The organism is Aeromonas sp. 2MA4 (assembly GCF_029237305.1).
GTDB classification, from domain to species: domain Bacteria; phylum Pseudomonadota; class Gammaproteobacteria; order Enterobacterales; family Aeromonadaceae; genus Aeromonas; species Aeromonas salmonicida.
The window spans coordinates 37141-59465 of the sequence record NZ_JAACFY010000019.1 but is presented as its reverse complement, the minus strand read 5'-3'; the positions used below and the strand labels follow the sequence as shown (position 1 = coordinate 59465).

Annotated in this window: 25 protein-coding genes; 18 read left to right on the top strand and 7 right to left on the bottom strand. The window is 59.7% G+C overall.

Annotation, left to right across the window (positions count from 1 at the left end; genetic code table 11):
• Window positions 1-498, bottom strand: coding sequence for a type IVa pilus pseudopilin TppE (tppE, locus tag GWQ31_RS17635; RefSeq protein WP_219615122.1), 498 nt, complete (start codon window positions 496-498; stop codon window positions 1-3).
• A gap of 146 nt (window positions 499-644) precedes the next feature.
• On the opposite strand from tppE, the gene GWQ31_RS17630 reads away from it, so the two are divergent.
• The 4 genes from GWQ31_RS17630 (at window position 645) to luxS (ending at window position 3798) form a co-directional block, all read left to right on the top strand.
• The gene (locus GWQ31_RS17630) at window positions 645-2267 is read left to right on the top strand and encodes an NAD+ synthase (protein ID WP_275909911.1); all 1623 of its coding nucleotides are present in this window, start codon (window positions 645-647) and stop codon (window positions 2265-2267) included.
• Window positions 2268-2276: 9 nt separating this feature from the next.
• Complete coding sequence (gene glnB / locus GWQ31_RS17625) at window positions 2277-2615, top strand: nitrogen regulatory protein P-II (RefSeq protein ID WP_005313429.1); 339 nt, start codon at window positions 2277-2279, stop codon at window positions 2613-2615.
• A 61-nt stretch (window positions 2616-2676) separates the two neighbouring features.
• A complete protein-coding gene (locus GWQ31_RS17620) occupies window positions 2677-3270 on the top strand; it encodes a transglycosylase SLT domain-containing protein (RefSeq protein ID WP_005313426.1) in 594 nt (197 codons plus the stop codon).
• A gap of 18 nt (window positions 3271-3288) precedes the next feature.
• Window positions 3289-3798: an S-ribosylhomocysteine lyase gene (gene luxS / locus GWQ31_RS17615; protein ID WP_275909910.1), complete on the top strand. Its 510-nt coding sequence runs from the start codon at window positions 3289-3291 to the stop codon at window positions 3796-3798.
• Window positions 3799-3859: 61 nt separating this feature from the next.
• Here luxS and GWQ31_RS17610 read toward each other — a convergent pair whose 3' ends face one another.
• Window positions 3860-4882: a GGDEF domain-containing protein gene (locus GWQ31_RS17610; RefSeq protein WP_201302785.1), complete on the bottom strand. Its 1023-nt coding sequence runs from the start codon at window positions 4880-4882 to the stop codon at window positions 3860-3862.
• Window positions 4883-5016: 134 nt separating this feature from the next.
• Here GWQ31_RS17610 and rnr point away from each other — a divergent pair, with 134 nt between their 5' ends.
• From rnr to GWQ31_RS17580, 6 genes are all read left to right on the top strand, one after another.
• Window positions 5017-7410, top strand: a complete 2394-nt coding sequence (rnr, locus tag GWQ31_RS17605; RefSeq protein ID WP_111587996.1) for a ribonuclease R — start codon at window positions 5017-5019, stop codon at window positions 7408-7410.
• Complete coding sequence (gene rlmB, locus GWQ31_RS17600; protein ID WP_005313416.1) at window positions 7407-8156, top strand: 23S rRNA (guanosine(2251)-2'-O)-methyltransferase RlmB; 750 nt, start codon at window positions 7407-7409, stop codon at window positions 8154-8156. The genes rnr and rlmB overlap by 4 nt, the downstream gene beginning before the upstream one ends.
• A gap of 9 nt (window positions 8157-8165) precedes the next feature.
• Window positions 8166-8732 carry a Crp/Fnr family transcriptional regulator gene (locus GWQ31_RS17595; protein ID WP_265461896.1) on the top strand — a complete coding sequence of 189 codons (567 nt, stop codon included), beginning with the start codon at window positions 8166-8168 and terminating at the stop codon, window positions 8730-8732.
• 55 nt (window positions 8733-8787) lie between these two features.
• On the top strand, window positions 8788-9237 hold the full coding sequence (locus tag GWQ31_RS17590; protein WP_275909909.1) for a GNAT family N-acetyltransferase: 450 nt from the start codon (window positions 8788-8790) through the stop codon (window positions 9235-9237).
• A gap of 217 nt (window positions 9238-9454) precedes the next feature.
• Window positions 9455-10315: a DMT family transporter gene (locus tag GWQ31_RS17585; RefSeq protein WP_275909908.1), complete on the top strand. Its 861-nt coding sequence runs from the start codon at window positions 9455-9457 to the stop codon at window positions 10313-10315.
• A gap of 120 nt (window positions 10316-10435) precedes the next feature.
• Window positions 10436-11272 (top strand): DMT family transporter, encoded by an 837-nt coding sequence (locus GWQ31_RS17580; RefSeq protein ID WP_059111718.1) that lies wholly within the window; start codon window positions 10436-10438, stop codon window positions 11270-11272.
• Between the two features lie 45 nt (window positions 11273-11317).
• On the opposite strand, the gene GWQ31_RS17575 is transcribed toward GWQ31_RS17580, so the two are convergent.
• Both GWQ31_RS17575 and GWQ31_RS17570 read right to left on the bottom strand, forming a co-directional pair.
• Window positions 11318-12166 carry a hypothetical protein gene (locus tag GWQ31_RS17575; protein ID WP_275909907.1) on the bottom strand — a complete coding sequence of 283 codons (849 nt, stop codon included), beginning with the start codon at window positions 12164-12166 and terminating at the stop codon, window positions 11318-11320.
• Between the two features lie 107 nt (window positions 12167-12273).
• Window positions 12274-13497 (bottom strand): Nramp family divalent metal transporter, encoded by a 1224-nt coding sequence (locus tag GWQ31_RS17570; protein WP_017411976.1) that lies wholly within the window; start codon window positions 13495-13497, stop codon window positions 12274-12276.
• A 237-nt stretch (window positions 13498-13734) separates the two neighbouring features.
• Here GWQ31_RS17570 and rpsF point away from each other — a divergent pair, with 237 nt between their 5' ends.
• From rpsF to GWQ31_RS17550, 4 genes are all read left to right on the top strand, one after another.
• Window positions 13735-14124 (top strand): 30S ribosomal protein S6, encoded by a 390-nt coding sequence (gene rpsF, locus GWQ31_RS17565; protein WP_005313395.1) that lies wholly within the window; start codon window positions 13735-13737, stop codon window positions 14122-14124.
• A 30-nt stretch (window positions 14125-14154) separates the two neighbouring features.
• Window positions 14155-14385 carry a 30S ribosomal protein S18 gene (rpsR, locus tag GWQ31_RS17560; RefSeq protein WP_005313392.1) on the top strand — a complete coding sequence of 77 codons (231 nt, stop codon included), beginning with the start codon at window positions 14155-14157 and terminating at the stop codon, window positions 14383-14385.
• Window positions 14386-14434: 49 nt separating this feature from the next.
• Entirely contained in the window at window positions 14435-14881 is a 447-nt protein-coding gene (gene rplI / locus GWQ31_RS17555) for a 50S ribosomal protein L9 (RefSeq protein ID WP_005313386.1), read from the top strand.
• A gap of 100 nt (window positions 14882-14981) precedes the next feature.
• Entirely contained in the window at window positions 14982-15725 is a 744-nt protein-coding gene (locus GWQ31_RS17550) for a ferredoxin--NADP reductase (protein WP_265461893.1), read from the top strand.
• 49 nt (window positions 15726-15774) lie between these two features.
• On the opposite strand, the gene GWQ31_RS17545 is transcribed toward GWQ31_RS17550, so the two are convergent.
• Window positions 15775-16131: a hypothetical protein gene (locus tag GWQ31_RS17545; RefSeq protein ID WP_275909906.1), complete on the bottom strand. Its 357-nt coding sequence runs from the start codon at window positions 16129-16131 to the stop codon at window positions 15775-15777.
• Window positions 16132-16150: 19 nt separating this feature from the next.
• Window positions 16151-16444, bottom strand: coding sequence for a hypothetical protein (locus GWQ31_RS17540; RefSeq protein ID WP_238583092.1), 294 nt, complete (start codon window positions 16442-16444; stop codon window positions 16151-16153).
• A 258-nt stretch (window positions 16445-16702) separates the two neighbouring features.
• On the opposite strand from GWQ31_RS17540, the gene GWQ31_RS17535 reads away from it, so the two are divergent.
• Window positions 16703-17701 (top strand): Preprotein translocase subunit SecY, encoded by a 999-nt coding sequence (locus tag GWQ31_RS17535; RefSeq protein WP_275909905.1) that lies wholly within the window; start codon window positions 16703-16705, stop codon window positions 17699-17701.
• A gap of 52 nt (window positions 17702-17753) precedes the next feature.
• Here GWQ31_RS17535 and GWQ31_RS17530 read toward each other — a convergent pair whose 3' ends face one another.
• Window positions 17754-17921, bottom strand: coding sequence for a hypothetical protein (locus tag GWQ31_RS17530; RefSeq protein ID WP_162265158.1), 168 nt, complete (start codon window positions 17919-17921; stop codon window positions 17754-17756).
• A gap of 44 nt (window positions 17922-17965) precedes the next feature.
• Here GWQ31_RS17530 and GWQ31_RS17525 point away from each other — a divergent pair, with 44 nt between their 5' ends.
• The 3 genes from GWQ31_RS17525 to GWQ31_RS17515 all read left to right on the top strand — a co-directional run bounded on the left by GWQ31_RS17525 (window position 17966) and on the right by GWQ31_RS17515 (window position 22310).
• Entirely contained in the window at window positions 17966-18964 is a 999-nt protein-coding gene (locus GWQ31_RS17525) for an NADP-dependent oxidoreductase (RefSeq protein WP_155602295.1), read from the top strand.
• A gap of 68 nt (window positions 18965-19032) precedes the next feature.
• Window positions 19033-19470, top strand: a complete 438-nt coding sequence (locus GWQ31_RS17520) for a VTT domain-containing protein (protein ID WP_021138609.1) — start codon at window positions 19033-19035, stop codon at window positions 19468-19470.
• Window positions 19471-19496: 26 nt separating this feature from the next.
• Complete coding sequence (locus tag GWQ31_RS17515) at window positions 19497-22310, top strand: pitrilysin family protein (RefSeq protein ID WP_275909904.1); 2814 nt, start codon at window positions 19497-19499, stop codon at window positions 22308-22310.
• The last annotated feature ends 15 nt before the right edge of the window (window positions 22311-22325 follow it).

Below are 22325 nucleotides of genomic sequence, written 5' to 3'. Positions count from 1 at the left end.
CTAGGGGCAGATGACGGCGGTATCCGTTTTGCTGCTGCGCCCTGATGCGGCAATGACGAGGTTAATGGTCGGTTCCCCGCTGACGCATATTGAAATGGTCATATTTGTCCCAAGGCTGGTGCCATCAGTGGCGAACAAGACGCGGGTTCTTGTCGAACTGAGAGTGGTATCGGCTGAAAACACGGGGGTTCTGGATAGCTCGGTTTCGCCATTATCCAGTCTGGCGTTGCTGTTGCTGTCAGTGAACACCAGCAATTGGCTTGGACTGTTTGTGACACATTGATTGCCGGTGTTGACCAGGCATGCAGTCACGGTCTGTTGATCGCTTATCGCCTGATTGCGAGCAAAACGCAGATGTTTCATGAGGCGCTCACTTTCATAATTGGCGCGGTTATCTTGAAGCAGGTTGCCGAGGGAAGGAATGCCTATGCCGAGCAGAATAACGGCCAGGGCAATCGCAATCATCAGCTCCAGCAAGGTAAATCCGGCTTGTTTCATATGAACTTGGGCCTGTCGTTCCGTGACTGTTTACAGCTTATCCCTCCCTGTGGTTGCTGTCACATGCTAACACCCGTCTTGAACTGGCAGATTGCCCCCCTTTTCTTTATCATTCCCCATCATTTTCGATTTTAAGATGTATCGCCATGGCAAAAGCCCTCTCTCTGATGCTTGCCCAGTTGAATCTGACGGTAGGCGCCATCGAAGATAACTGTGACAAGGTGCTGGCTGCGGCCGCTCAGGCCGAGCAACAAGGCGCCGACCTGCTGGTGTGCTCCGAGCTCGCCTTGACCGGCTATCCGCCGGAAGACCTGTTGCTGCGCAGCGACCTGATGATCCGTGTCGATGTTGCGCTGGCTCGCATCGCGACCTGGCAGGGCAGCTGCGCCATTCTGGTGGGGCATCCCTGGCGTGAAGGGGCTGCGCTCTATAACGCCGCTTCCCTCTATGAGCAGGGCAAGCTGGTCGCACGCTACTTCAAGCAAGACCTGCCCAACTACGGCGTATTTGACGAGAAGCGCTATTTCACTGCGGGCACGGATAGCTGCGTGGTGCTGTTCCGTGGTCATAAGCTGGGGCTGCTCATTTGCGAAGATCTATGGCAACCGGGCCCGGCGCTGGCCGCCAAGGCGGCAGGGGCCGAGCTGCTGCTCACCATCAACGCCTCGCCCTACGATCAGGAGAAACCCTGGATCCGTCGTGAACTGATGACTGAGCGTTGCAGCCAGACCGGTTTGCCGCTGGTCTACCTCAATCAGGTGTGTGGCCAGGACGAGCTGATCTTCGATGGCTGTTCCAAGGTGTTCAACAGCCAGGGTGAGCTGACCCACAAGCTGGCCCCGTTTGCCGAAGAGCTGTCCCTGGTGCGCTTTGCCGATGGTCAACCGGTGAAAGAGCGTGAACCGGCCGCCCCGCTCGAGCCATTGGCCGAGACTTACCAAGCGCTGGTGCTGGCGGTGCACGACTACATCACCAAAAACGGCTTCCAGGGCGCCGTATTGGGCCTCTCCGGTGGTATCGACTCAGCCCTGACCTTGGCAATCGCTGCTGACGCCATCGGGGCTGACAAGGTGCAGGCGGTGATGATGCCGTTCCGTTACACCGCCCAGATGAGCGTGGAGGATGCCAAGGAGCAGGCCGAGCGGATGGGGGTCGAGTTTGACATCATCTCCATCGAGCCCATGTTTGAAGGCTTTATGACCCAGCTGGCGCCGCTGTTTGCCGGTACTGCCCGCGATACGACAGAAGAGAACCTGCAGGCACGCTGCCGTGGGGTGCTCTTGATGGCGCTCTCCAACAAGCGTCGTCGCATAGTGCTGACCACGGGCAACAAGAGCGAGATGGCCGTGGGCTATGCCACCCTGTATGGTGACATGGCGGGCGGTTTTGATGTGCTCAAAGACGTTCCCAAGACTCTGGTCTTCAAGCTGTGCGAATATCGCAATTCAGTCGATTATGTGATCCCGCAACGGGTCATCGACCGTCCTCCTTCGGCAGAATTGGCGCCGGATCAGGTGGACCAGGACAGCCTGCCCCCCTACGACATCCTGGATGCCATCCTCAAGCGCTATGTGGAAGAGGACGCCTCTGTCGCCGACATGGTGGCAGAAGGCTTCGAGGAAGCGGTGGTGCGCAAGGTGATCCGGTTGGTGGATCTCAACGAGTACAAACGCCGTCAGGCTGCCGTCGGGCCCCGTATCACGGCCCGCAACTTTGGTAAGGATCGTCGTTACCCCATCACATCCGGGTTCGGCAAACAGAACTGGTAAGGAGTCACCATGAAGAAGATTGAAGCCATCATCAAACCGTTCAAGCTGGACGATGTGCGCGAGGCCCTGGCCGAGATCGGCATCAACGGCATGACGGTATCCGAAGTCAAAGGCTTCGGCCGTCAGAAGGGGCATACCGAGCTCTATCGCGGCGCCGAGTACATGGTGGATTTCCTGCCTAAGGTGAAGGTGGAGCTGGTGGTGCAGGACGAGGATCTGGATGCCTGCATCGAAGCCATCCAGAACACGGCCCGTACCGGCAAGATTGGTGACGGCAAGATCTTCGTTTGCGAGGTGGAGCGTGTCATTCGTATCCGTACCGGCGAAGAGAACGAAGACGCGATTTGATGTGATGGATGTGCCTCGTATCGACCAGGAGAACGAAGAGACAAGCCTTCAGATATCATGGATGCGCCTCTTCGTGGCGGCGGGCCTGCTGATTGGCCTGACCGCCTGCAGTACCCGCCCGCCGGCCCAGCCGGAAAATCTATGCCAGATCTTTCGGGAAAAGCCCGACTGGCACAAGGCGGCGCTCAAGATGAATGAGAAGTGGGGCACACCTGTTCAGGTTGTGATGGCCATGATGTATCAGGAGTCCTCCTTCGTACACGATGCCCAGCCGCCAATGGGCTACTTCCTCTTCATTCCGACCGGGCGAGCCAGCTCCGCCTATGGTTATGCCCAGGTGAAAGATGAGACCTGGGACGATTACCAACGGGAAACCGGCAACAGCTGGAGCAGCCGCGACGACTTTGCCGACGCCATCGATTTCATGGGCTGGTACACTAACAAGGCCCAGCGGCTGAATGGTACTTCCAAGTGGGATGCCTATGGCCAGTATCTCAACTATCACGAAGGGTGGGGTGGCTACCGGCGTGGCAGCTACCGTAGCAAGGGGTGGCTGATGAAGACCTCCCGCAAGGTAGAGGCGCGTGCCCAGCGCTACGGCGCCCAGTATCGACAATGCAAGGATCAGCTCTCCAGCGGGGGCTGGTTCTGGTAACCAAATCAGGAGTCAGAAATGCCGTTATTGGACAGTTTTACCGTTGACCACACCCGTATGGAAGCGCCAGCAGTGCGCGTGGCCAAGACTATGCAGACCCCGAACAAGGACACCATAACCGTGTTCGATCTGCGTTTCTGTGTGCCGAACCAGGAGATCCTCTCCGAACGCGGCATTCACACCCTCGAGCACCTCTTTGCCGGTTTCATGCGTGATCACCTGAACGGCAATGGTGTGGAGATCATCGACATCTCCCCCATGGGGTGCCGTACCGGTTTCTACATGAGCCTGATTGGCGCACCGGACGAAGCCCGTGTGGGCGCCGCCTGGCAGGCTGCCATGAGCGATGTGTTGACCGTGCAGGAGCAGGCCAAGATCCCGGAGCTGAACGAATATCAGTGCGGCACCTTCAGCATGCATTCGCTGGCGGAGGCCCATGAGATCGCTCGTAACGTGTTGGCGCGTGGTATCGGCGTCAACCACAATGACGAGCTGGCACTGCCGGAAGAGAAGCTGAAAAGCCTCTAGGTTGTGCATGGCAAAAATGAAAAAGGCCGGTTATTGACCGGCCTTTTGTTGTCTGGAGGATTCAGGACGGCAAGGGCATGACCCGGTTGCGGCCCAGCTCTTTTGCCTTGTAGAGCAGTTTGTCGGTGCGCTCGACCAGCGCATCGCCTGTTTCCTGACCATTGTACTCACCCACTCCAAACGAGGCTGTGATGTGGTCGATGCGGCGGCCGGACTTGCGATCCAGGATGGACATCTTCTCTATGGCACGGCGCAGACTCTCGGCCATCTGGCGGCTCAGGGCCAGGTTGCGCATGGGCACCAGCAGGGCGAACTCCTCACCACCGAGCCGATAGGCGGTGACGCCCTCCTTGCACGTTTCCCGCAGTCGCTTGCTGAAGGCACGCAGTACCTGATCCCCAAGCAGGTGACCATATTCATCGTTGAAATTCTTGAAGCGGTCGATGTCCGACAGAATGAGGGAGAAGGGCTGCTTGCTGCGGATCAGGCCGTCTATCTCCAGATCGAAGGCGCGGCGATTGAGCAGGGAGGTGAGGGCATCCTCGTTGGCCAGCTTGCGGGTTTCGTTCAGTGCCTCACGCAGCTCTTTGATCTCTTTCTCTGCATTGCTGAGCTGATTGCGAAAATGCATGGTCGACATGCGAACATCCCGGGATTCGCGCACCAGATCCCGCAAGATGCCCATGGTGTCGTCAAGGCTAAGCCCTTCATCGTCGATGAGACTCAACCGATCGAAGCTCTTGTCGAGCATCTCCTGAAACATGCCGGTGTCGGAAATGGCGTCTTGCATGGTGTGGCCGAGCTCGTTGGCCATGGCGGCCAGACTGAGTTTCATGGCCTCCATCTGCTGCTCATCCTGGGCGGCGAGGTGCTGATGATAGAGCCGCTCGCAGGTGGTGAGTGAGCAGGTGCCCTGCAGCTTGATCGCCTGATCGATGGCCTGATTGAGCTCTGGCATGCTGGCCGACACGTAGTTATACCAAAGGGTATAGTTATCCGGCGTCGTGGGAATTTGATACTTGATCATCAGTGGAACCGCCTGCTTAAGATAGGCGGCGGATTGCGCGAACGAGTCCTTGCTCATGAGTTCCGTGTCTCATCATGCCTGCAAACTTTGCATAGTATGACAGAGAGATTGGCCAAAAGGCAGTCGATGGATGCCATTAGCTCCCCCCTTCGATATAATGTCTGCGTTACTACCTACCCTAAGGCCTGCTTATGTCTCAAAAAGATCCTTTCCTCCAACGCGAGGCCGAAAAATACGAAAACCCCATCGCCAGTCGCGAGATGCTGCTGGAGCTCATCAAGGGTCATGAAAAACCCATGACCCGTGATGAGTTGGCCAAGGCCCTCAAGCTGACCGACGAAGAGCCGTTGGAAGCCTTGCGCCGTCGTCTGCGCGCCATGGAGCGCGATGGGCAACTGGTATTCACTCGCAACCAATGTTACGCCCTGCCGGATCGTCTTAATCTGGTAAAAGGGTATGTACTTGGCCATAAAGATGGTTTCGGTTTTCTGCGCCCGGAAGGTGGTGGACCGGATCTTTATTTGAACAACCGCGAGATGCAGCGCCTGATGCATGGCGACTATGCGCTGGTGCAACCGACCGAGATCGATCGCAAGGGTCGTCAGGAAGCGCGACTGGTGCGTCTGCTCAAGTCTCGTGAAGCGGATATCGTCGGCCGTTACTTCGTCGAAAATGGCGTGGGTTTCGTGGTGCCGGATGACAGCCGTATCGGCCAGGACATCATAATCCCGGAAGGGGAAAACAAGGGCGCTCGCCAGAGCCAGGTCGTGGTGGTGCGCATCAACCAGCGCGCCAACTCCCGCATCAACGCGGTCGGTACCGTGCTGGACGTGCTGGGCGAGAACATGGCGCCGGGCATGGAGATTGAAATCGCCCTGCGTACCCACGGTATCCCGCATACCTGGCCGGAAGAGGTGACCAAAGAGGTTGCCGGTCTCGGCGAACAGGTGCCGGAAAAGGCCAAAGAGGGTCGTATCGATCTGCGTGCTCTGCCGCTGGTCACTATCGATGGGGAAGATGCCCGCGACTTCGATGACGCCGTCTTCTGTGAAGCCAAGCGCGGTGGCGGCTGGCGTCTGTGGGTTGCCATTGCGGATGTTTCTGCCTATGTGAAGCCCGGCACTGCACTGGATGCTGAAGCCTATCAGCGCGGCAACTCCGTCTATTTCCCCGAGTTCGTAGTGCCCATGCTGCCGGAGGTGCTCTCCAACGGTCTGTGTTCCCTGAACCCGCAGGTCGACCGTCTCTGCATGGTGTGCGAGATGACCATCTCCGCCGCCGGTCGCATGTCCGGTTACAAGTTCTACGAAGCCGTGATGAACTCCCATGCCCGCATGACCTACAGCAAGGTCGCGGCCATTCTGGATGGGGATCCCAAGCTGCGTCAGCAATATGACCCGCTGGTGGGCCACATCGAAGAGCTCAACAACCTCTACAAGGCGCTCAAGCACGCCCGTCACCAGCGTGGCGCGGTGGAGTTCGAGAGCGAAGAGACCCGCTTCATCTTCAACGCCCAGCGCAAGATCGACCAGATAGTGCCGCTGGTGCGCAACGACGCCCACAAGATCATCGAAGAGTGCATGATCCAGGCGAACGTGGCTGCGGCCCGTTACATCGAGAAGAACGAAGCCTCAGCCCTGTTCCGGGTGCACGACCGTCCGGGTGAAGAGCGCCTGACCGGTTTCCGTGATTTCCTGGCCGAACTGGGTCTGGAGCTCAAGGGCGGCCTCGAGCCCGAGCCGAAAGATTTTGCTGAGCTGGCCGCCAAGTTTGAAGGGCGTCCGGATGCCGAGCTGCTCTCCACCATGCTGCTGCGCTCCATGCGTCAGGCTGTTTATCAGGCAGACAATATCGGCCACTTCGGTCTGGCATTGAAGTCATATGCCCACTTCACCTCGCCGATCCGTCGTTACCCCGACCTTATCCTGCACCGTGCCATCAAGTATCAGGCGGCCAAGGAGCAGCAGCCCAACCTGCGCCACAAGTGGACCCCGAGCGGTGGTTATCACTACCAGCTGGAAGAAGTGGATCCCATGGGCGAGCACTGCTCCATGACCGAGCGCCGTGCCGACGATGCGACCCGCGACGTGGCCGACTGGCTCAAGTGTGAGTACATGCTGGATCACGTGGGTGACGAGTTCGACGGCGTCATCGCCAGCGTCACCGGCTTTGGTTTCTTCGTCCGTCTGGCGGAAATCCACATCGACGGTCTGGTCCACGTCAGCACCCTGACCAACGACTACTACCAGTTTGATCCCCTGCACATGCAGCTGATCGGCGAGAACTTCCGCCGTCGCTACCGTCTGGGTGACAAGGTACGCGTCAAGGTGATGGGCGTGAACCTGGACGATCGCAAGATCGACTTCGTGATGGTGGAAGAGCCGCTCCAGGCCACCGGCAAGAACGCCAAAGAGATGGCGCGTAAGCAGGCCGAGATCAAGAGCGAGAAAGCCAAGAGCGCCCAGCGCCACGAGAAACGCAAAGAGGGCAAGAATATCGGCAAATCCGACAAGGGTGGCCGTGCCAAGCCCAGCAACAGACGACCGAGCAAAAAGGCTCACGATAAGGCCAAGAGCACTAAATGAGTACTGAACTGATCTACGGCATTCACGCTGTATCCGCGCTGCTTGAGCGCACCCCGGAGCGTTTCATCGAAGTGTGGGCCCTCAAGGGCCGGGATGACGACCGGCTGCACCCCCTGTTGGCCGAGATGGAATCTCTCGGCCTCAAGGTGCAGAGTGTGAACCGCAAGACCCTTGATGACAAAGCGGAAGGCAACAATCACCAGGGCATCATGGCCAAGGTGATAGAGGCGCCCAAGCTGGCCGAGCACGACTTGGCCAGCCTGCTGGACAACCTGGCCGAGCAAAAGGCTCAACCCTTCCTGCTGGTGCTGGACGGGGTGACAGATCCGCACAACCTCGGCGCCTGCCTGCGCAGTGCCGATGCGGCCGGAGTCCATGCGGTGATAGTGCCGCGTGACAAGGCCAGCGGCCTGACCTCGGTCGTGCGCAAGGTTGCCTGTGGCGCCGCCGAAGTGGTGCCGCTTATCCAGGTCACCAATCTGGCCCGCAGTCTGCGGGAGTTGAAGGATCGCGGAGTCTGGATCGTCGGTACTGCCGGTGAGGCGGATCACGATGTCTATCAGGCCAAGCTGACCGGTCCCATGGCGCTGGTCATGGGTGCCGAAGGCAAGGGCATGCGCCGCCTGACTCGCGAACACTGCGACGAGCTGGTCAGCATTCCGATGGCGGGGGCTGTATCCAGTCTCAACGTCTCGGTGGCGACCGGTGTCTGTCTGTTCGAAGCCGTGCGTCAGCGTCGCGCTTAAGGGAACGGGATGGACAGACCCCCGTTCAGTCGGGATCAGGTCACAAATGAGCAGGAGGCCGCGCGCCTCCTCTCTTTTGCCCGGCCTTTGACCCTGAGCCCTCGTACCTGCCTCTGGCATGCGGGCGACAGACCCGACCTGCTGGTCAAGGTGGAGCAGGGGCTGCTGCGCGCCAAGGTGGTGCTGGCGGATGGCCGCGAGTACATCAAGGAGTTTTATTGGGAGGGGGATGAGTTTATCGACTTCCATCATCTGCTCAGTGGTGAACCCGCCCGCTACAGTGTGGAGGCGCTGGAGCCATGCCGCCTGCAACTCTTCAACCTGAGGGATTTGCGTCAGCTCCCTTGCTGGTCCGCCTGGTATCACCACTTGCTGGCGGTGCAGTTGCGTATCAAGGAAGAGAAAGAGTTGCTGCTGTTGACCGAGAGCCCCCAGGCCCGTTATCAACACTTCCTGCAATGTTTCCCCGCGCTGGATGCCAGGGTGCCGGATCACCAGATAGCCGCTTATCTGGGCATCACCCCCATCAGCCTGAGCCGCATTCGCAAGCGGCTGAAGGATCTTAACAAAGGTTAATGCCTGCGCCCGCGCGGCTGGCTATGCTGCCTTTCTCGATGAGCAAGGAGTTCCCATGAACTGGTCCCTCAAATCTTTTGAACAACTCGACGTCAATGAGCTTTATGAATTGCTCGTGCTGAGATCCCGCGTTTTCGTGGTGGAGCAGACTTGCGTTTTCCTCGATCTGGATGGCGTCGACAAGCGTCCCGACGTGCAGCACCTGCTCGGCTGGCAGGATGGCGTGCTGGTGGCCTACGCCAGACTGATGGCGCCTGATGTGGCCAAGGCGCACCAGGTGGTGATCGGCCGGGTGGTGACATCGCCGGAGGCCAGAGGTGACGGTCTCGGTCATCGACTGATGCAGCAGGCGTTGGTGGAGTGCGAGCAATTGTGGCCCGGGGTCGGCATCTATCTGGGAGCCCAGGCCCATCTGCAGGGTTTTTATGGTCGCCATGGCTTCACCGCCGTGGGTGAACCCTATCTGGAAGATGGCATTCCCCACATTGGCATGACCTCGTCTTAATACCTTTAAAGCATAACAATGAAATTATTATGTCTTGAGGTAGTAAAGAAAACGGGTGCTCGACGCCATATTACTGGGTACCCTTTGAGTGATTAATCGGCAACCGTTGATGGATAGGTTTAAAAATGGTTTTTTATCCCATTAATACAAAACAAGATTCAGCAATTAAGCCGTTGAGCCATTTTATCTGCGTTCGTCACTCGAGTGGCTGTCGCTGATGGAGTTGTTGCGCAAGCGGTTCGCTCTGGACCTGCAAACCTTCGCCATCATCACTCTGGTACTGGGCAATCTGGCCCAGGCCTTCTCCGATGTGCTGGTCAAGCTGATCGGCCCCGGTTTCAGCCCCTTCCAATACATGTTCTTGCGCCAGCTGCTGACCCTGCTGGTGTTGCTGCCCTTCATGCTGAGAGTGCCGAGATCGGCCTGGGGACTGGGTGCCTGGAAATGGCACCTGCTGCGTGGTCACCTCTGCCTGCTCGGTGGTGGCGGCATGATGCTGGCGCTGACCCAGCTGCCGCTGGCCACGGCCAACGCCATCTTCTATGTCTCACCCTTGCTGACATTGCCGCTGGCGGCCTGGTTGCTCAAGGAGAAGATCAACTCCCGGGTCTGGTTGCTGGGGGGCATGGGGCTGCTTGGCGTCGTGTTCGTGCTCAAGCCGGGAGATTTCCATCTGGCGGGTCTGGGCGCGCTGGTGACCGCCTTCACTCTGGCGCTGTTCAATGTCACCGGCCGCAAGCTGCCTGCGGGGATCTCTGTGGTGGCGACCCTGTTCTGGGCAAACTTGCTGGCGCTGCCATTGACGGCTGGGTTGGCGGTGAATCACTGGCAACCTGTGGACTGGCATCTGCTGGCACTGATCGGCGGCAGCGGCGTGATGCAACTGCTCTATCATGCCAGTTGCATCTACGCCTATCGGCAGGTGGAGGCCAACCGTATTGCTGCAACCGAATACTCAGGCCTGATGTTCGTGGTGCTGATGGGGATCTGGCTGTTTGGCGAGATCCCGGCCTGGAACCTCTGGGTCGGGGTGAGCTTCATCCTGCTGGCCATTCACTGGCAGCGCCGATTGCGCTGAGGCCAGGCCCATCGGCAGCAGGCCGATGGGTGAGAAAAACAGGCATCTTATGAGGCCGCTCTCTGTCATGGCCGGGTAAACCGGCTATGCTGGGCGGCCTGTTGCTATCGGAACCCTGTCGTGACCCCTACCATCTTTGCTGCCATCCTGCTGGCCGCGCTCCTGCACGCCCTTTGGAATGCACTGGCCAAACGCCAGGCCGAGGGGCGTGTCAGCGTGCTGCTTGTCTCCCTCTGTTCCGGGTTGTTTGCCGCCCCTTTCTTGCCGCTGGTCGGGCTGCCTGTGCCTGCCGAATACCCCTGGCTGGCGCTCTCCATCCTGCTGCATTGTGGCTATTGTCTGTTTCTCGGTCGGGCCTATCGGCTGGGGGAATTCGGCCAGATCTACCCGCTGGCGCGTGGCAGTGCGCCCTTGGTGACGTTGCTGTTCGGGGCCTTGTTACTGGGGGAGGTGCCGGGAGTGCTGGCGGTGGCAGGCGCTCTGGTGCTGGTGAGCGGTGTGCTGCTGATGGCCTGGCGCGGTGGCATCAAACTGGCGTCTGGGGCCCTGAGCGCCGTGCTGATCACGGCGCTGTTTACCGCAGCCTATACCCTCTCGGACGGGGCGGGTGCCCGCTCGGCCGGGGCGCCTGTGCGCTACACCCTCTGGCTGTTTGCCCTGACTGCGCTGATGATGCCGCTGCTGATGCGCTGGCAGAGTCGCACCGCCTGGCGCGCGCTCGATCTCGCGGCATGGCGTACCGGTGCGCTCGGCGGCGCTTTGTCACTGCTTGCCTACGGCATCGTCATCTGGGCCATGACCCAGGCGCCCATCGGGCTGGTGGCGGCGCTGCGCGAGAGCAGCGTACTGTTTGCCGTGCTGCTCTCCTGGTGCTGGCTGGGGGAGAAACTGGGGCGGGTACGACTGTGCGCCGCCTTGGTGATCCTCTGCGGTATCTTGTTGATCCGTCTTGCCTGATCCCTAGCTGCATCAGACCGGGCGCCGCCCGGCCTGATGTTTGACTCAAGGGGTGACCAGAGTCGTCAGGGTAAAGCCCTCCTCGCAGGGGGCGAGCTCTACCCGCACCTGGCCCAGTTCGGCCAGTGTGGCCACATGGGTGCCACCGCAGGGAATGGTCACCTCTTTACCTTCAAGCATGCAGTGCCAGTAGCGCGAGTCTATGATGGCCTCGCCAGCACGGCTGCGGCGGATCTCGCCATCGGCCGCCAGCCAGTCTGCCAGCTGCTGGTTTACGCTGGTCTCTATCTGCGCCAGTTCCGCCAACAAAGCGTCATTATTGACCCCCTTCTTGCGCAGACTCTTGCCGATGCGGTACTGCTCCCGGGAGCCCATGGGCTCGACTCGCGAGGTCTGAATGGCGAGGCGGTCAAAGTCGGGCTGATCGAGTGCATCGCGCTCGCTCACCTCCTTGCGCCAGTAGGGGGTCAGCATCCGATTGAGGGCCAGCGCCGCCAGATGGCAGCCGCTGTGACCCAGGCTTAAGGAGTGGCGGGCAGCGGCATCCACCTTCAGTTCAACCCGGGAGCCTACGGCCAGAGTGTGATGGCCCGCCAGGGGATGCACCACCACGAAGGCCCACCCTTCGGCGCCCCGCTTGACCGGTATATCCTTGTCCACGAACAGTTCGCCCTCCGGGCTGATGGCGCCCATCCGGCAGGGGCCTACACTGGCGTCACCGCCATCCCAGCAAACCGCGCCCACATCCCCCGGTTGATCGGGCCAGAGGTGGCTTTGCGGATGAAAGGGGGTGAGATCGGTGACCAGCAGGCTGGTGTCGCCGCTCTGGCAGAAGACCACGCTGGCCGGTTCATGATGATGGCCCAGCACGAAGCTGGCTCGGGTATGTTCCATGGATGGCTCCCGCTAATCGCAGATGAAAAGAGAGCAGCATACGCCAAAGCGCAGGCCGGCTCATTAACCTGGGTTAATGAGCCGGCCTGCGTAGCCGGTCGTGAGCGCTAGATCATGGCGACCAGCAGGTAGGCGTTGAGGCCGATCACCAGTGCGACGATAAGGCGACCGACAGCCTGAGTCACCGGATGGTTGCGATACTCTCCCATCAGCGCTCGATCGCCGGTCAGGATCAGCAGCGGAATGAGTGCCAGCGCTATACCAAAACTGAGCACCACCTGGCTCAGCACCAGGATCTCGGTGGTATTGAGCCCCATGGCGATCACCACGAAGGCGGGAGCCATTGTGATGGCACGGCGTAGCCAGAGCGGTATGGTGAAACGCACGAAACCCTGCATTACTACTTGTCCTGCCAGGGTTCCTACCACTGTGGAGGAGATGCCCGATGCCACCAGGGACAGGCCGAACAGGGTGGCGGCCGCCTGCCCGAGCAAGGGAGTGAGAGTCTGGTAGGCAGATTCGAGTTCGGCCACCTGCTGGTTGCCAGAACTGTGAAAGGCAGCGGCCGCCATCGCCATCATGGCCAGGTTGACGAAGCCGGCTATGGTCATGGCAATGGCTACGTCTACCCGTGTGGTGTGAAGCCGCTGAGGCACTGTGCCCTGATCCTGGGTGTGCTGGGTCAGCGCCGAGTGCAGGTAGATGACATGGGGCATCACGGTGGCACCGAGCACCCCGGCCGCCAGATAGACCGCCTCGCTGTTGGGCAGGCCGGGGAAGAGAGCCCCTTCCAGCAGGCTCGGCAGGTGGGGGCGGGAGAACACCAGCTCGACGATATAGGCCGCCGCCACGAACAGCAGCAGGCCGCCAACCACGAACTCAAGTGGCTTCTGGCCACGGCTCTGCAGCATGAGAATGCCCCAGGTCACCACGGCCGTGATGCCGGCGCCTTCCAGCAGGGTGACGCCGAGCAGCAGCTTGAAGCCGACCGCTGCGCCGATGAATTCGGCCAGATCGGTCGCCATGGCGATGATCTCCGCCTGTACCCAGTAGGCCCAGACCGCCGGTTTGGGCAGCCTGTCGCGTATGTGTTCCGCCAGGTTCTTGCCGGTAACGATGCCGAGCTTGGCGGAGAGGGTCTGCACCAGCATGGCCATCAGATTGGCCCACACCACCACCCACAGCAGCTGATAACCGAAGGTCGAGCCTGCCTGGATATTGGTGGCGAAGTTGCCCGGATCGATATAGCCGATGGCGGCGATAAAGGCGGGCCCGAGCAGGGTAAGCTTGAATTTGCGGGCCGGGATGGCCGTAGTCAGCGCGGGTTGCATGGAAACACCCTCCATAAGATTATGGAGATAGAATAGATCTAAATGATAATTGTTATCAATTGATGTTTTGTATCATACCCATAGATAAAAACATCTGCGGCGGCCAGTTGCAGTGAGGGATGTGATTTCGTACAATACGCCGCCCTAGAAAGCAGCGTCTAAACACACCATACGTTCCTTGCCTCCGAGGTCTGGCTGCACCTGGGCGGAGGCTGAATTAATCCGTAAGGAGCTAAAATGCGTCATTACGAAATCGTCTTCATGGTTCATCCGGACCAGAGCGAGCAAGTACCCGGTATGATCGAGCGTTACACCGGTGCTATCACCACCGCGGGTGGTACTATCCATCGCATGGAAGATTGGGGCCGTCGTCAACTGGCTTACCCGATCGACAAGCTGCACAAAGCTCACTACGTTCTGATGAACGTGGAAGCAGAGCAAGCCGTTATCGATGAACTGGAAACCAACTTCCGCTTCAACGATGCCGTTATCCGCAACATGATCATGCGCACCAAGCACGCCGTGACTGAAGTTTCTCCGATGGCCAAGGCCAAGGAAGAGCGCTTCGTCCGTCGTGACGACGAGCGCCGCGAAGATACTGTTGAAGCAGCGTCTTCCGAAGAGTAATTCTGGATCACTGAATAGAGGATAAAGGCCATGGCACGTTATTTCCGTCGTCGTAAGTTCTGCCGCTTCACTGCCGAGAACGTTACCGAGATCGACTACAAAGATATCGTTACTCTGAAAAACTACGTCACTGAATCTGGCAAGATCGTACCGAGCCGTATCACCGGTACCCGCGCCAAGTATCAGCGTCAGCTGGCACGCGCCATCAAGCGTGCTCGTTACCTGGCTCTGCTGCCGTACACCGATCTGCACAACAAGTAAGAATCGGCCCGGCACTTAAGCCTAACTCAACTTCCATAGAGGAAAGGTAATGCAAGTTATCCTGCTCGACAAAATCGCCAAACTGGGCGGTCTGGGTGATCAAGTCGCTGTTAAAGCTGGCTACGCCCGTAACTATCTGATCCCGCAAGGCAAAGCCGTTATGGCTACCAAGGCCAACATCGAGACTTTCGATGCTCGCCGTGCTGAACTGGAAGCCAAACTGGCTGCCGGTAAAGCTGCCGCTGAAGAGCGCGCTGCCAAGCTGGGTGAACTGGCTGCTGTTGTTATCGCCTCCAAAGCTGGCGACGAAGGCAAGCTGTTCGGTTCCATCGGTACCCGTGACGTGGCTGATGCCATCACTGCTGCCGGCGTTGCTGTTGCCAAGAGCGAGGTCCGCATGGGCAACGTTCTGCGTAACACCGGCGAGTACGAAGTTGTTGTTCAGCTGCACGCTGACGTCAAAGCAACCGTACAAGTTCAGGTTGTTGCCCTGTAATAGCGATTCGCTGTTGCAAAAAAACCCGCGCATTTGCGCGGGTTTTTTATTTTGGGATCAAAGGGTAGAGTGAAGCTCTGTTCCTCTTGAGGAGATCCCTATGGCAGCCTGGGTCGAAGGCCGCGTCATCGAGCGCATCGAATGGACCCCCACCCTGTTTTCCCTGCGCGTGGCGGCAGAGCTTGCCCCCTACAAGGCAGGACAATTTACCAAACTGGCCCTCGCGCAGGGCGAGCGCCGCATCCAGCGAGCCTATTCCTTCGTCAATCCCCCCTCAGCCCCCTATCACGAATTCTATCTGGTCGAGATCCCGGACGGTGAGCTGACGCCATCTCTTGGTTCTCTGCAGGAGGGCGACACCCTGCTGGTGCAGTCTCAGGCCACCGGCTTTCTGATCCTTGACGAGGTGCCGTCCGGTCGCGATCTCTGGTTGCTCTCCACCGGTACCGCCATAGGCCCCTTTCTCTCCATGCTGGCGGATGGCGAGGCCTTCGACCGCTTCGAGAACCTGATGCTGGTGCATGGGGTGAGAAGAGGAGAAGAGCTTAGCTACCAGGGGCTGATCGCCAGCTTTGCCGAGCAGCACGGGGCGCGCTTTCATTATGTTCCCTTCGTCAGTCGCGAAGGGTGGCCAGGGGCAATGGCTGGCAGGATCCCGGCGGCCATCGCCGACGGGCGACTGCAGGCGCGAGTCGGGCTCGCATTTTCACCCGAGCAGAGCCAGGTGCTTATCTGTGGCAATCCGGCCATGGTGAAGGAGACCCAGCAGACCTTGCTGGAACTCGGGCTGGCCAAGAACCTGCGGCGAGCCCCCGGCAACATCAGTGCGGAGAATTACTGGTAACGAAATGAGCACAGGGGCATCAGGCCCCTGCTGCATCAGGAGAGGGACTTCAGTTCTTCTTGCCGTTGCCGTTGCCCTTGTTCTTGTCCTTGTGCTTGTCGTGACCTTGTCCCGGGTTGTTGCCGCTGTGGATGCTGCGGTTGTAGTGATCCCGGTACTTGCCATCCATCTTGTCGCAGTTGAGTTTGATGCGGCCATCGCCAATATCGATATCCAGGCAGTGGTTCTGCCACCAGTCGTACTCTTTGTCATCCCAGTCGAGATCGATCTTGATGTCATTGCCGGAGATGTTGATGCCGTCGGCTCCTTTGGAGGGGGGCGCAGCAAAAGCGGTGCCCTGCACTACGAGCAGGGAGAGCAGCAGTGCGCTGCGGTTAATCGTGGGGTAGCGCTTGAATGGATTCATGGCAAGAATACTCCCATTGTTACTGGCCACTCTGCTGGTTGGCCGGCATCTCGTTGGTGCTGGGGGGCTGGTTGCGGTTTTCCTGATCGTCCAGATTGAGCCTTACCCGTTTGCAATCGGTAGCGCGCGCGTCCCCCATTCCCAGATCGAGGCAGTCAGTTTGCGACCAGTTGAACTGCTTGTCGTCCCAGTCCAGATTGAATGACAGCTCATCAACGGAGAAGGTTGAACCGCCATTATCCTGTGATTGTTGCGCAGCGGGGGCACCGCTCACCAGCAGTAGGGACAGCAGCATAGTGGTCGTTTTGTTCATGATGGCCTCGGGTAGTGACAGTAGCGGATCAGTGTAGTCCTGCCGGGCTGAACCTGGGCGGAACCGCATATAACCGCATAACGGGATTAAGTCAGAGGAGCGATTGTAGCGCGTCTCTGTTGCCGATTTGTTCGATTTGGTCGCACTCTGGGCAGCTGGTTCTCTATCTGAAGGAATTCAAGAGTTTGCCCTTCTCTCTGTGAGTCCGGCGACTATAATCGGCAGCCAACTTTTCCTGCACGGCATCCCCTCTTCATTATGACCACACAGGCTTCTGCCGTATTGCGCTACCCCAAGGGGTGGTTCGCACTGACCACGGTGTACAGTTTTACCGGGTTGGCCATTCTGGCCTCCATCGTCTTCTCCCTGCTGCTGTTTCTCTCCATCGATGACAACCCGTTGATGAAGTGGCTGTTCGGCGGCCTGGCCATCATCTTCGAGCTGGGCAAGTTTTATGTCTGGTACGAATATGGCGAGTGCAAGGCGCGGCGGGATCTCGGCGGTGCCTTCTGGTCGCTGCTGTTCTACAGCGTGCTGGCGGCCATCTCCATCGGCGGCAGCATAGGCGGCATCAACAGTGCCACCAACACTGTGCTGAGTCAGCAGGCGCGACATGAGCGGGAGCTGGCCCGTTTCGACGAGCAGATCGCCAGCATAGAACGCCAGATCCAGCTCAACGAGGAGGCGGCGCGCAAGTACATAGAGATGGCGCGGATCTCCAGCGGCGTCAGCGGCTTGCAGCAGGCCAACACCAAGCTCAGGTTGCAGCAGGATGAGTTGCGCCAGGAGCGTGACGCCAAGCCGGTCAACGAGCAATCCTCCATGCTGGGGCTGATGAGCAGCCTGGCGGATGGGGTGGGCATGAGCCTCAGCCAGGTACAGTTTCTGCTGGTTTGCTTCCTCTCCGTGCTGCTGGATGTATTCGGCGCCTTCTTCGTCAGCCTGATTGGCGAGGAGAACCGCTTTCGCCGCATGTGGCATTGGCAGCAGGCACGGGAGCAGGCCGCTGCGCGGCAGGCCGAATTGGCGGCCACAGTGCCCATGGTGGCGAGCAAGCCGGAACCCGAGCCGGCTGTGGTGGCCCAGGTGCGCTCCGTGCTGGAGAGCGGCGAGCTCAAGTGCAGCAAGCGCTCGGTGGCGCAGGCCCTTTCGCTGTCGCTGGAGGAGGTGGACAAGGTATTCCAGCATCTGCTGGCGGAGGGGGTGTTGGGGCAGGGCAGCAACCGCCACTACCATCTCAGCTCGCAAGCCGGTTGAAATCAGGGCCACCTCGGGGTGGCCCTTCTTTTGCGACGTGAGCGGCGCCTGGCTAGTGAGTCAGTACCATCATCAGGCTGAGGAAAGCGGCCAGTCCGCCACCTATGCCGATGATCCAGTAAAACCCCTTGGCCCCCTGTTTGAGCGGGATGCGGAAGTAGAGCAGCAAGGCCCACCACCCCAGAGCCAGCAACAGAGGAATAAGAAACATTCGAGCCATGGTGTCCTCGCTGTTATTCTGTTGACCCTTGATCAATCAACAGGATGGATTGTGCAATGACGCAGCTACAGATTACCGCATTCGGCGACCCCTCGGTACTCAAGCTCAACCCTTCCCTCGATAAGGTGCCGGCAGAAGGGGAGGTCCGGGTGCGCATCTGCTTTGCGGGGGTCAATCCCATTGATGCCAAGACCCGCGCCGGCCTGGGCTGGGCGGCGGCCGAAAACAAGGACAAGTTGCCCTGGACACCCGGCTATGATGTGGCGGGCGTGATAGAGAAAGTCGGCCCTGGCGTCACTTCACTGGTAGAGGGTGATCTAGTGTGCGGCATGGTGGGTTTTCCGCTGGCAGGGGGCGCCTATGCCGAATCCGTCGTGGCGAGTGAGGGGGAGCTGATCAAGCTCGATGGCGTGCCCCTGGGACAAGGGGCTGCCTTGCCGCTGGCGGGCCTCACCGCCTGGCAAGGGTTGTTTGAGCACGGTGGCCTCAAGCCGGGACAGCGAGTGCTGATCCTGGCCGGTGCGGGCGGCGTGGGCCATCTGGCTGTGCAGTTTGCTGCTGCCGATGGTGCCGAGGTGGTGGCAACGGCCAGCCGCGACAATCACAGTTTTCTCCATAGTCTGGGAGCCAGTCAGATGGTGGATTATCACGACCCTGACTGGGTTGCCCAGATCGTCGATCACACCGGTCAGGTTGATCTGGTGCTGGATCTGATGGGGGGCGAGAGCGGCAAGGCGGCGCTGGCCTGCATCAAGCCCGGTGGCAAACTGGTGACTGTACCCACCATCACGGCCCAGCAGATCAAGGAGGCGGCGGCGGGATCTGGCGTTGAGGTACTCGGCATGCTGGTGCACCCCGACAGCGAGCAACTGGCCAAGATACTGATCCTGCTGCGTCAGGGGCAGGTACAGGTGACCGTCTCTGCCGAGTTTGCACTGGCAGACGGCGGGCTGGCCCATCAGGCCATCGAGGAGGGCCATGTTCGTGGCAAGCTGCTGCTGCGCATGCCTGCGGCCGAACACGACCTCATAGGAAGGTCATGATGGCGGCCGTGCCCGATGGTCGACTGGGCCACCCAGCGTCGTCAGTTTGCTGCCTATGGTGATCCCACATGAATGACCTGATGGAGATGGGGCTGGGCTGGCTGTTTTTGAGCGCCTTCACCTCCGCCACCCTGCTGCCTGGCAGCTCGGAGGTCTTGCTGGGGGCCATGGCCGCCAAGGGGCAGTGGAGCATGACCAGCCTGCTGCTGTGGGCGACCCTGGGCAATACCCTCGGCTCCATGACCACCTGGTGGCTTGGCTGGCTCGCCACCTTCAAGAAAAAACCGGAAGATTTTCAAGGCCGTGGGGAACAAAAAGCCCTCGGCTGGCTCAAACAGCATGGTCATTGGTGCCTGCTGCTGGCCTGGACACCCGTGGTCGGCGATGGTCTCTGTCTGCTGGCCGGTTGGCTGCGCCTCTCCTTCTGGCGCTCTCTCATCCTGATCGGGCTCGGCAAATTGTTGCGTTATGCCCTGATTTTTCTGCTGGCCAGTCATATTTTCTAGCCCTTTTTTTCACTCACGAGGTAACCGTGAATAAACTCATTCCATTCAGCATTCTTCTGGGCTTCACCCTGCCGGCGCTCGCGGCACCTACCCTGGTATCGGAGCAGGTCAAGGAAGAGGGCAAGCTCGGTATTCCTTATCAGATGTACAAGCTGGACAACGGCCTGACCGTGATCCTGGCGCCCGACAAGTCCGATCCCCTGGTACACCTGGATGTGACCTATCACGTAGGCTCGGCCCGTGAACAGGTGGGCAAATCCGGCTTCGCCCATTTCTTCGAACACATGATGTTCCAGGGCTCGAAGCACGTCGGTGATCAGGAGCATATGCGGATCATCAACGAGGCGGGTGGCAGCATGAACGGCACCACCAACAAGGACAGAACCAACTATTTCGAGACTGTGCCGGCCAATCAGCTGGAAAAGGTGCTCTGGCTTGAAGCGGATCGCATGGGCTTCCTGCTCGATGCGGTCAGCCAGAAGAAGTTCGAGATCCAGCGCGCCACCGTCAAGAACGAGCGGGCCCAGCGCATTGACAACCAACCCTACGGTCTGGTGAGCGAGAAAGTGGGGGAGGCGCTCTATCCGCGCACCCATCCCTACTCCTGGCAGCCCATCGGTTATGTGGAGGATCTGGACCGGGTCGGGGTAGATGACCTCAAGCAGTTCTTCCTGCGCTGGTACGGCCCCAACAATGCCACCCTGACCCTGGGCGGCGACTTCGATACCAAACAGGCGCTGGCCTGGATTGAGCAATACTTTGGCTCCATCCCCCGTGGCCCTGACGTGGCAGAGCCGACCCCGGCCCCCGTAACCCTGCCAGAGACCCGCTACGTGACGCTGGAAGACAAGGTTCACCTGCCGCTGCTCTATATCAGCTATCCGACCGTGTCGCTCGGTGACCCGCAGGAGCCGGCGCTGGACATGTTTGCCGACGTGCTCGGCGGCTCCGCCAGCTCCATGCTCTATCAGTCGCTGGTGAAAACCGGCAAGGCCATAGACGTGGGCGCTTCCCACTACTGCGAGGAGCTGGCCTGCACCCTGACCGTCTATGCCTATCCCAACCCTACGGTAGATGGCAGCCTCAAGACCCTCAAGGGGGAAGTGGACAAGGTGATCGGCGAGTTTGCCGGTCGCGGCCTCAAACCGGAGGACCTGGAAAAGGCCATCAGCAGCTACCGTGCCTCCGCCATCTGGGGGCTCGACAGCGTCTCCGGCAAGGTGAGCCAGCTCGCCATGGGCCAGGTATTTGCCCAGGACCCCAACTATGTGTTCAGGAGCCTGGATGCCATCGGCAAAGTGACACCTGAGCAGGTCAAGGCGGCCTACGACAAGTTCATCCTGGGCAAGCCAGCGGTAGTGCTGAGCGTCGTGCCCAAGGGCAAGACGGATTGGCAGGTGGCCAAGCCGAACTTTACCCCTGCCAAGCGGGTGTTGCCGGATTACAGCCAGCACGACGAACCGCTGGCGCTGCGTCCGGTCAAGGACAACTTCGATCGCAGCGTGCAGCCCCAGGCGAGCGAGGCGGTCAGCGTCAAGGTACCTGCCATCTGGCACGGCAAGCTCGACAAGAACATCGAAATCATAGGTACCCAGAGTGACGAGATCCCGGCCGTCTCCATCATGATCGCCCTGCCGGGTGGTATGCGTGCCGAGGGAAAGGGAGAGCTTGGACTCGCCAGCCTCACCGCCAGCATGCTGGGTCAGGGCTCGGTGCGTCTGACCGAGGCCCAGCTCAGCGACGAGCTGCAAAAGCTCGGTTCCAGCGTCAGCGTCTCCAGTGCCCAGTACAGCAACCTGGTCACCATCAGCAGCCTGACCGACAAGCTGCCCCAGACCCTGGGTCTGGTACGCGAGGTATTCGAGCGCCCCGGCATGCGGGAGGCTGACTTCGAGCGGGTCAAGGCGCAGATGCTGCAAGGCATGAAGCAGAGCCAGCAGCAGCCCGAGTGGCTGGCAGGCCAGGCCTTCCGTGAGCTGGTCTATGGCAAGGAGAACCGCCTCGGTCAACCGGGCGACGGCGTGCTGGCCGATGTCGAGAAGCTGACTTTGGCGGATGTGAAGCGCTTCTATCAGAACTACTACAACCCGACCAACGCCAAGGTGGTGGTGGTGGGTGACGTAGCCCAGCAGCAGGTGGAGGAGCAACTTGGCTTCCTGACCCAGTGGAAGGGGGCTGCGCCAACCCTTGGCAGCCTCAAGCCCGAGGGCGAGCAGGCAAAGCCGGGTATCTATCTGGTGGACAAGCCCGGGGCTCCCCAGTCGGTGATCCGCATTGGCCGTCGCGCCATGCCGTTTGATACCACGGGGGATTACTTCACCGCCGGGCTGATGAACTTCAACCTGGGTGGCAACTTCAACAGCCGTATCAACCTCAATCTGCGGGAAGACAAGGGCTACACCTATGGCGCCAGCTCGGGCTTCTCCGCCAATCGCGAGGTGGGTACCTTCGCCACCGGCGCCAATGTGCGGGCCGATGCGACCGTGGATGCCATCCGTCAGTTCCTCAAAGAGATGGACAACTATCGCAACAGTGGCCCGACGCCGGTGGAGCTGGCCTATATGCGCAGTGCCGTCTCCCAGCAGGATGCCCTCTCCTACGAAACCCTCGGTCAGAAGGCCGGTTTCCTGCTGCAGATGATCATGTATGACCTGAAGCCGGACTATGTGCAGGCCCAGAACCAGCTGATCAAAACGGTGTCACCCGAGGTGCTCAAAGCCAGTGCCGCCCGTTGGCTCGATCCGGCTGACATGGTGATTGTGGTGGTGGGTGACAAGCAAAAGCTTGAAAAACCCCTGAAGGAGCTTCATCTTCCCATCTATCCGTTGCAGCTGCCCTGAGGCCGCTTCATAAAA

Coding starts and splice junctions, on each gene's coding strand:
- tppE (WP_219615122.1), bottom strand. CDS start 498: ATGAAACAAGCCGGATTTACCTTGCTGGAGCTGATGATTGCGATTGCC.
- GWQ31_RS17630 (WP_275909911.1), top strand. CDS start 645: ATGGCAAAAGCCCTCTCTCTGATGCTTGCCCAGTTGAATCTGACGGTA.
- glnB (WP_005313429.1), top strand. CDS start 2,277: ATGAAGAAGATTGAAGCCATCATCAAACCGTTCAAGCTGGACGATGTG.
- GWQ31_RS17620 (WP_005313426.1), top strand. CDS start 2,677: ATGCGCCTCTTCGTGGCGGCGGGCCTGCTGATTGGCCTGACCGCCTGC.
- luxS (WP_275909910.1), top strand. CDS start 3,289: ATGCCGTTATTGGACAGTTTTACCGTTGACCACACCCGTATGGAAGCG.
- GWQ31_RS17610 (WP_201302785.1), bottom strand. CDS start 4,882: ATGAGCAAGGACTCGTTCGCGCAATCCGCCGCCTATCTTAAGCAGGCG.
- rnr (WP_111587996.1), top strand. CDS start 5,017: ATGTCTCAAAAAGATCCTTTCCTCCAACGCGAGGCCGAAAAATACGAA.
- rlmB (WP_005313416.1), top strand. CDS start 7,407: ATGAGTACTGAACTGATCTACGGCATTCACGCTGTATCCGCGCTGCTT.
- GWQ31_RS17595 (WP_265461896.1), top strand. CDS start 8,166: ATGGACAGACCCCCGTTCAGTCGGGATCAGGTCACAAATGAGCAGGAG.
- GWQ31_RS17590 (WP_275909909.1), top strand. CDS start 8,788: ATGAACTGGTCCCTCAAATCTTTTGAACAACTCGACGTCAATGAGCTT.
- GWQ31_RS17585 (WP_275909908.1), top strand. CDS start 9,455: ATGGAGTTGTTGCGCAAGCGGTTCGCTCTGGACCTGCAAACCTTCGCC.
- GWQ31_RS17575 (WP_275909907.1), bottom strand. CDS start 12,166: ATGGAACATACCCGAGCCAGCTTCGTGCTGGGCCATCATCATGAACCG.
- GWQ31_RS17570 (WP_017411976.1), bottom strand. CDS start 13,497: ATGCAACCCGCGCTGACTACGGCCATCCCGGCCCGCAAATTCAAGCTT.
- rpsF (WP_005313395.1), top strand. CDS start 13,735: ATGCGTCATTACGAAATCGTCTTCATGGTTCATCCGGACCAGAGCGAG.
- rpsR (WP_005313392.1), top strand. CDS start 14,155: ATGGCACGTTATTTCCGTCGTCGTAAGTTCTGCCGCTTCACTGCCGAG.
- rplI (WP_005313386.1), top strand. CDS start 14,435: ATGCAAGTTATCCTGCTCGACAAAATCGCCAAACTGGGCGGTCTGGGT.
- GWQ31_RS17550 (WP_265461893.1), top strand. CDS start 14,982: ATGGCAGCCTGGGTCGAAGGCCGCGTCATCGAGCGCATCGAATGGACC.
- GWQ31_RS17545 (WP_275909906.1), bottom strand. CDS start 16,131: ATGAATCCATTCAAGCGCTACCCCACGATTAACCGCAGCGCACTGCTG.
- GWQ31_RS17540 (WP_238583092.1), bottom strand. CDS start 16,444: ATGAACAAAACGACCACTATGCTGCTGTCCCTACTGCTGGTGAGCGGT.
- GWQ31_RS17535 (WP_275909905.1), top strand. CDS start 16,703: ATGACCACACAGGCTTCTGCCGTATTGCGCTACCCCAAGGGGTGGTTC.
- GWQ31_RS17530 (WP_162265158.1), bottom strand. CDS start 17,921: ATGGCTCGAATGTTTCTTATTCCTCTGTTGCTGGCTCTGGGGTGGTGG.
- GWQ31_RS17525 (WP_155602295.1), top strand. CDS start 17,966: ATGGATTGTGCAATGACGCAGCTACAGATTACCGCATTCGGCGACCCC.
- GWQ31_RS17520 (WP_021138609.1), top strand. CDS start 19,033: ATGAATGACCTGATGGAGATGGGGCTGGGCTGGCTGTTTTTGAGCGCC.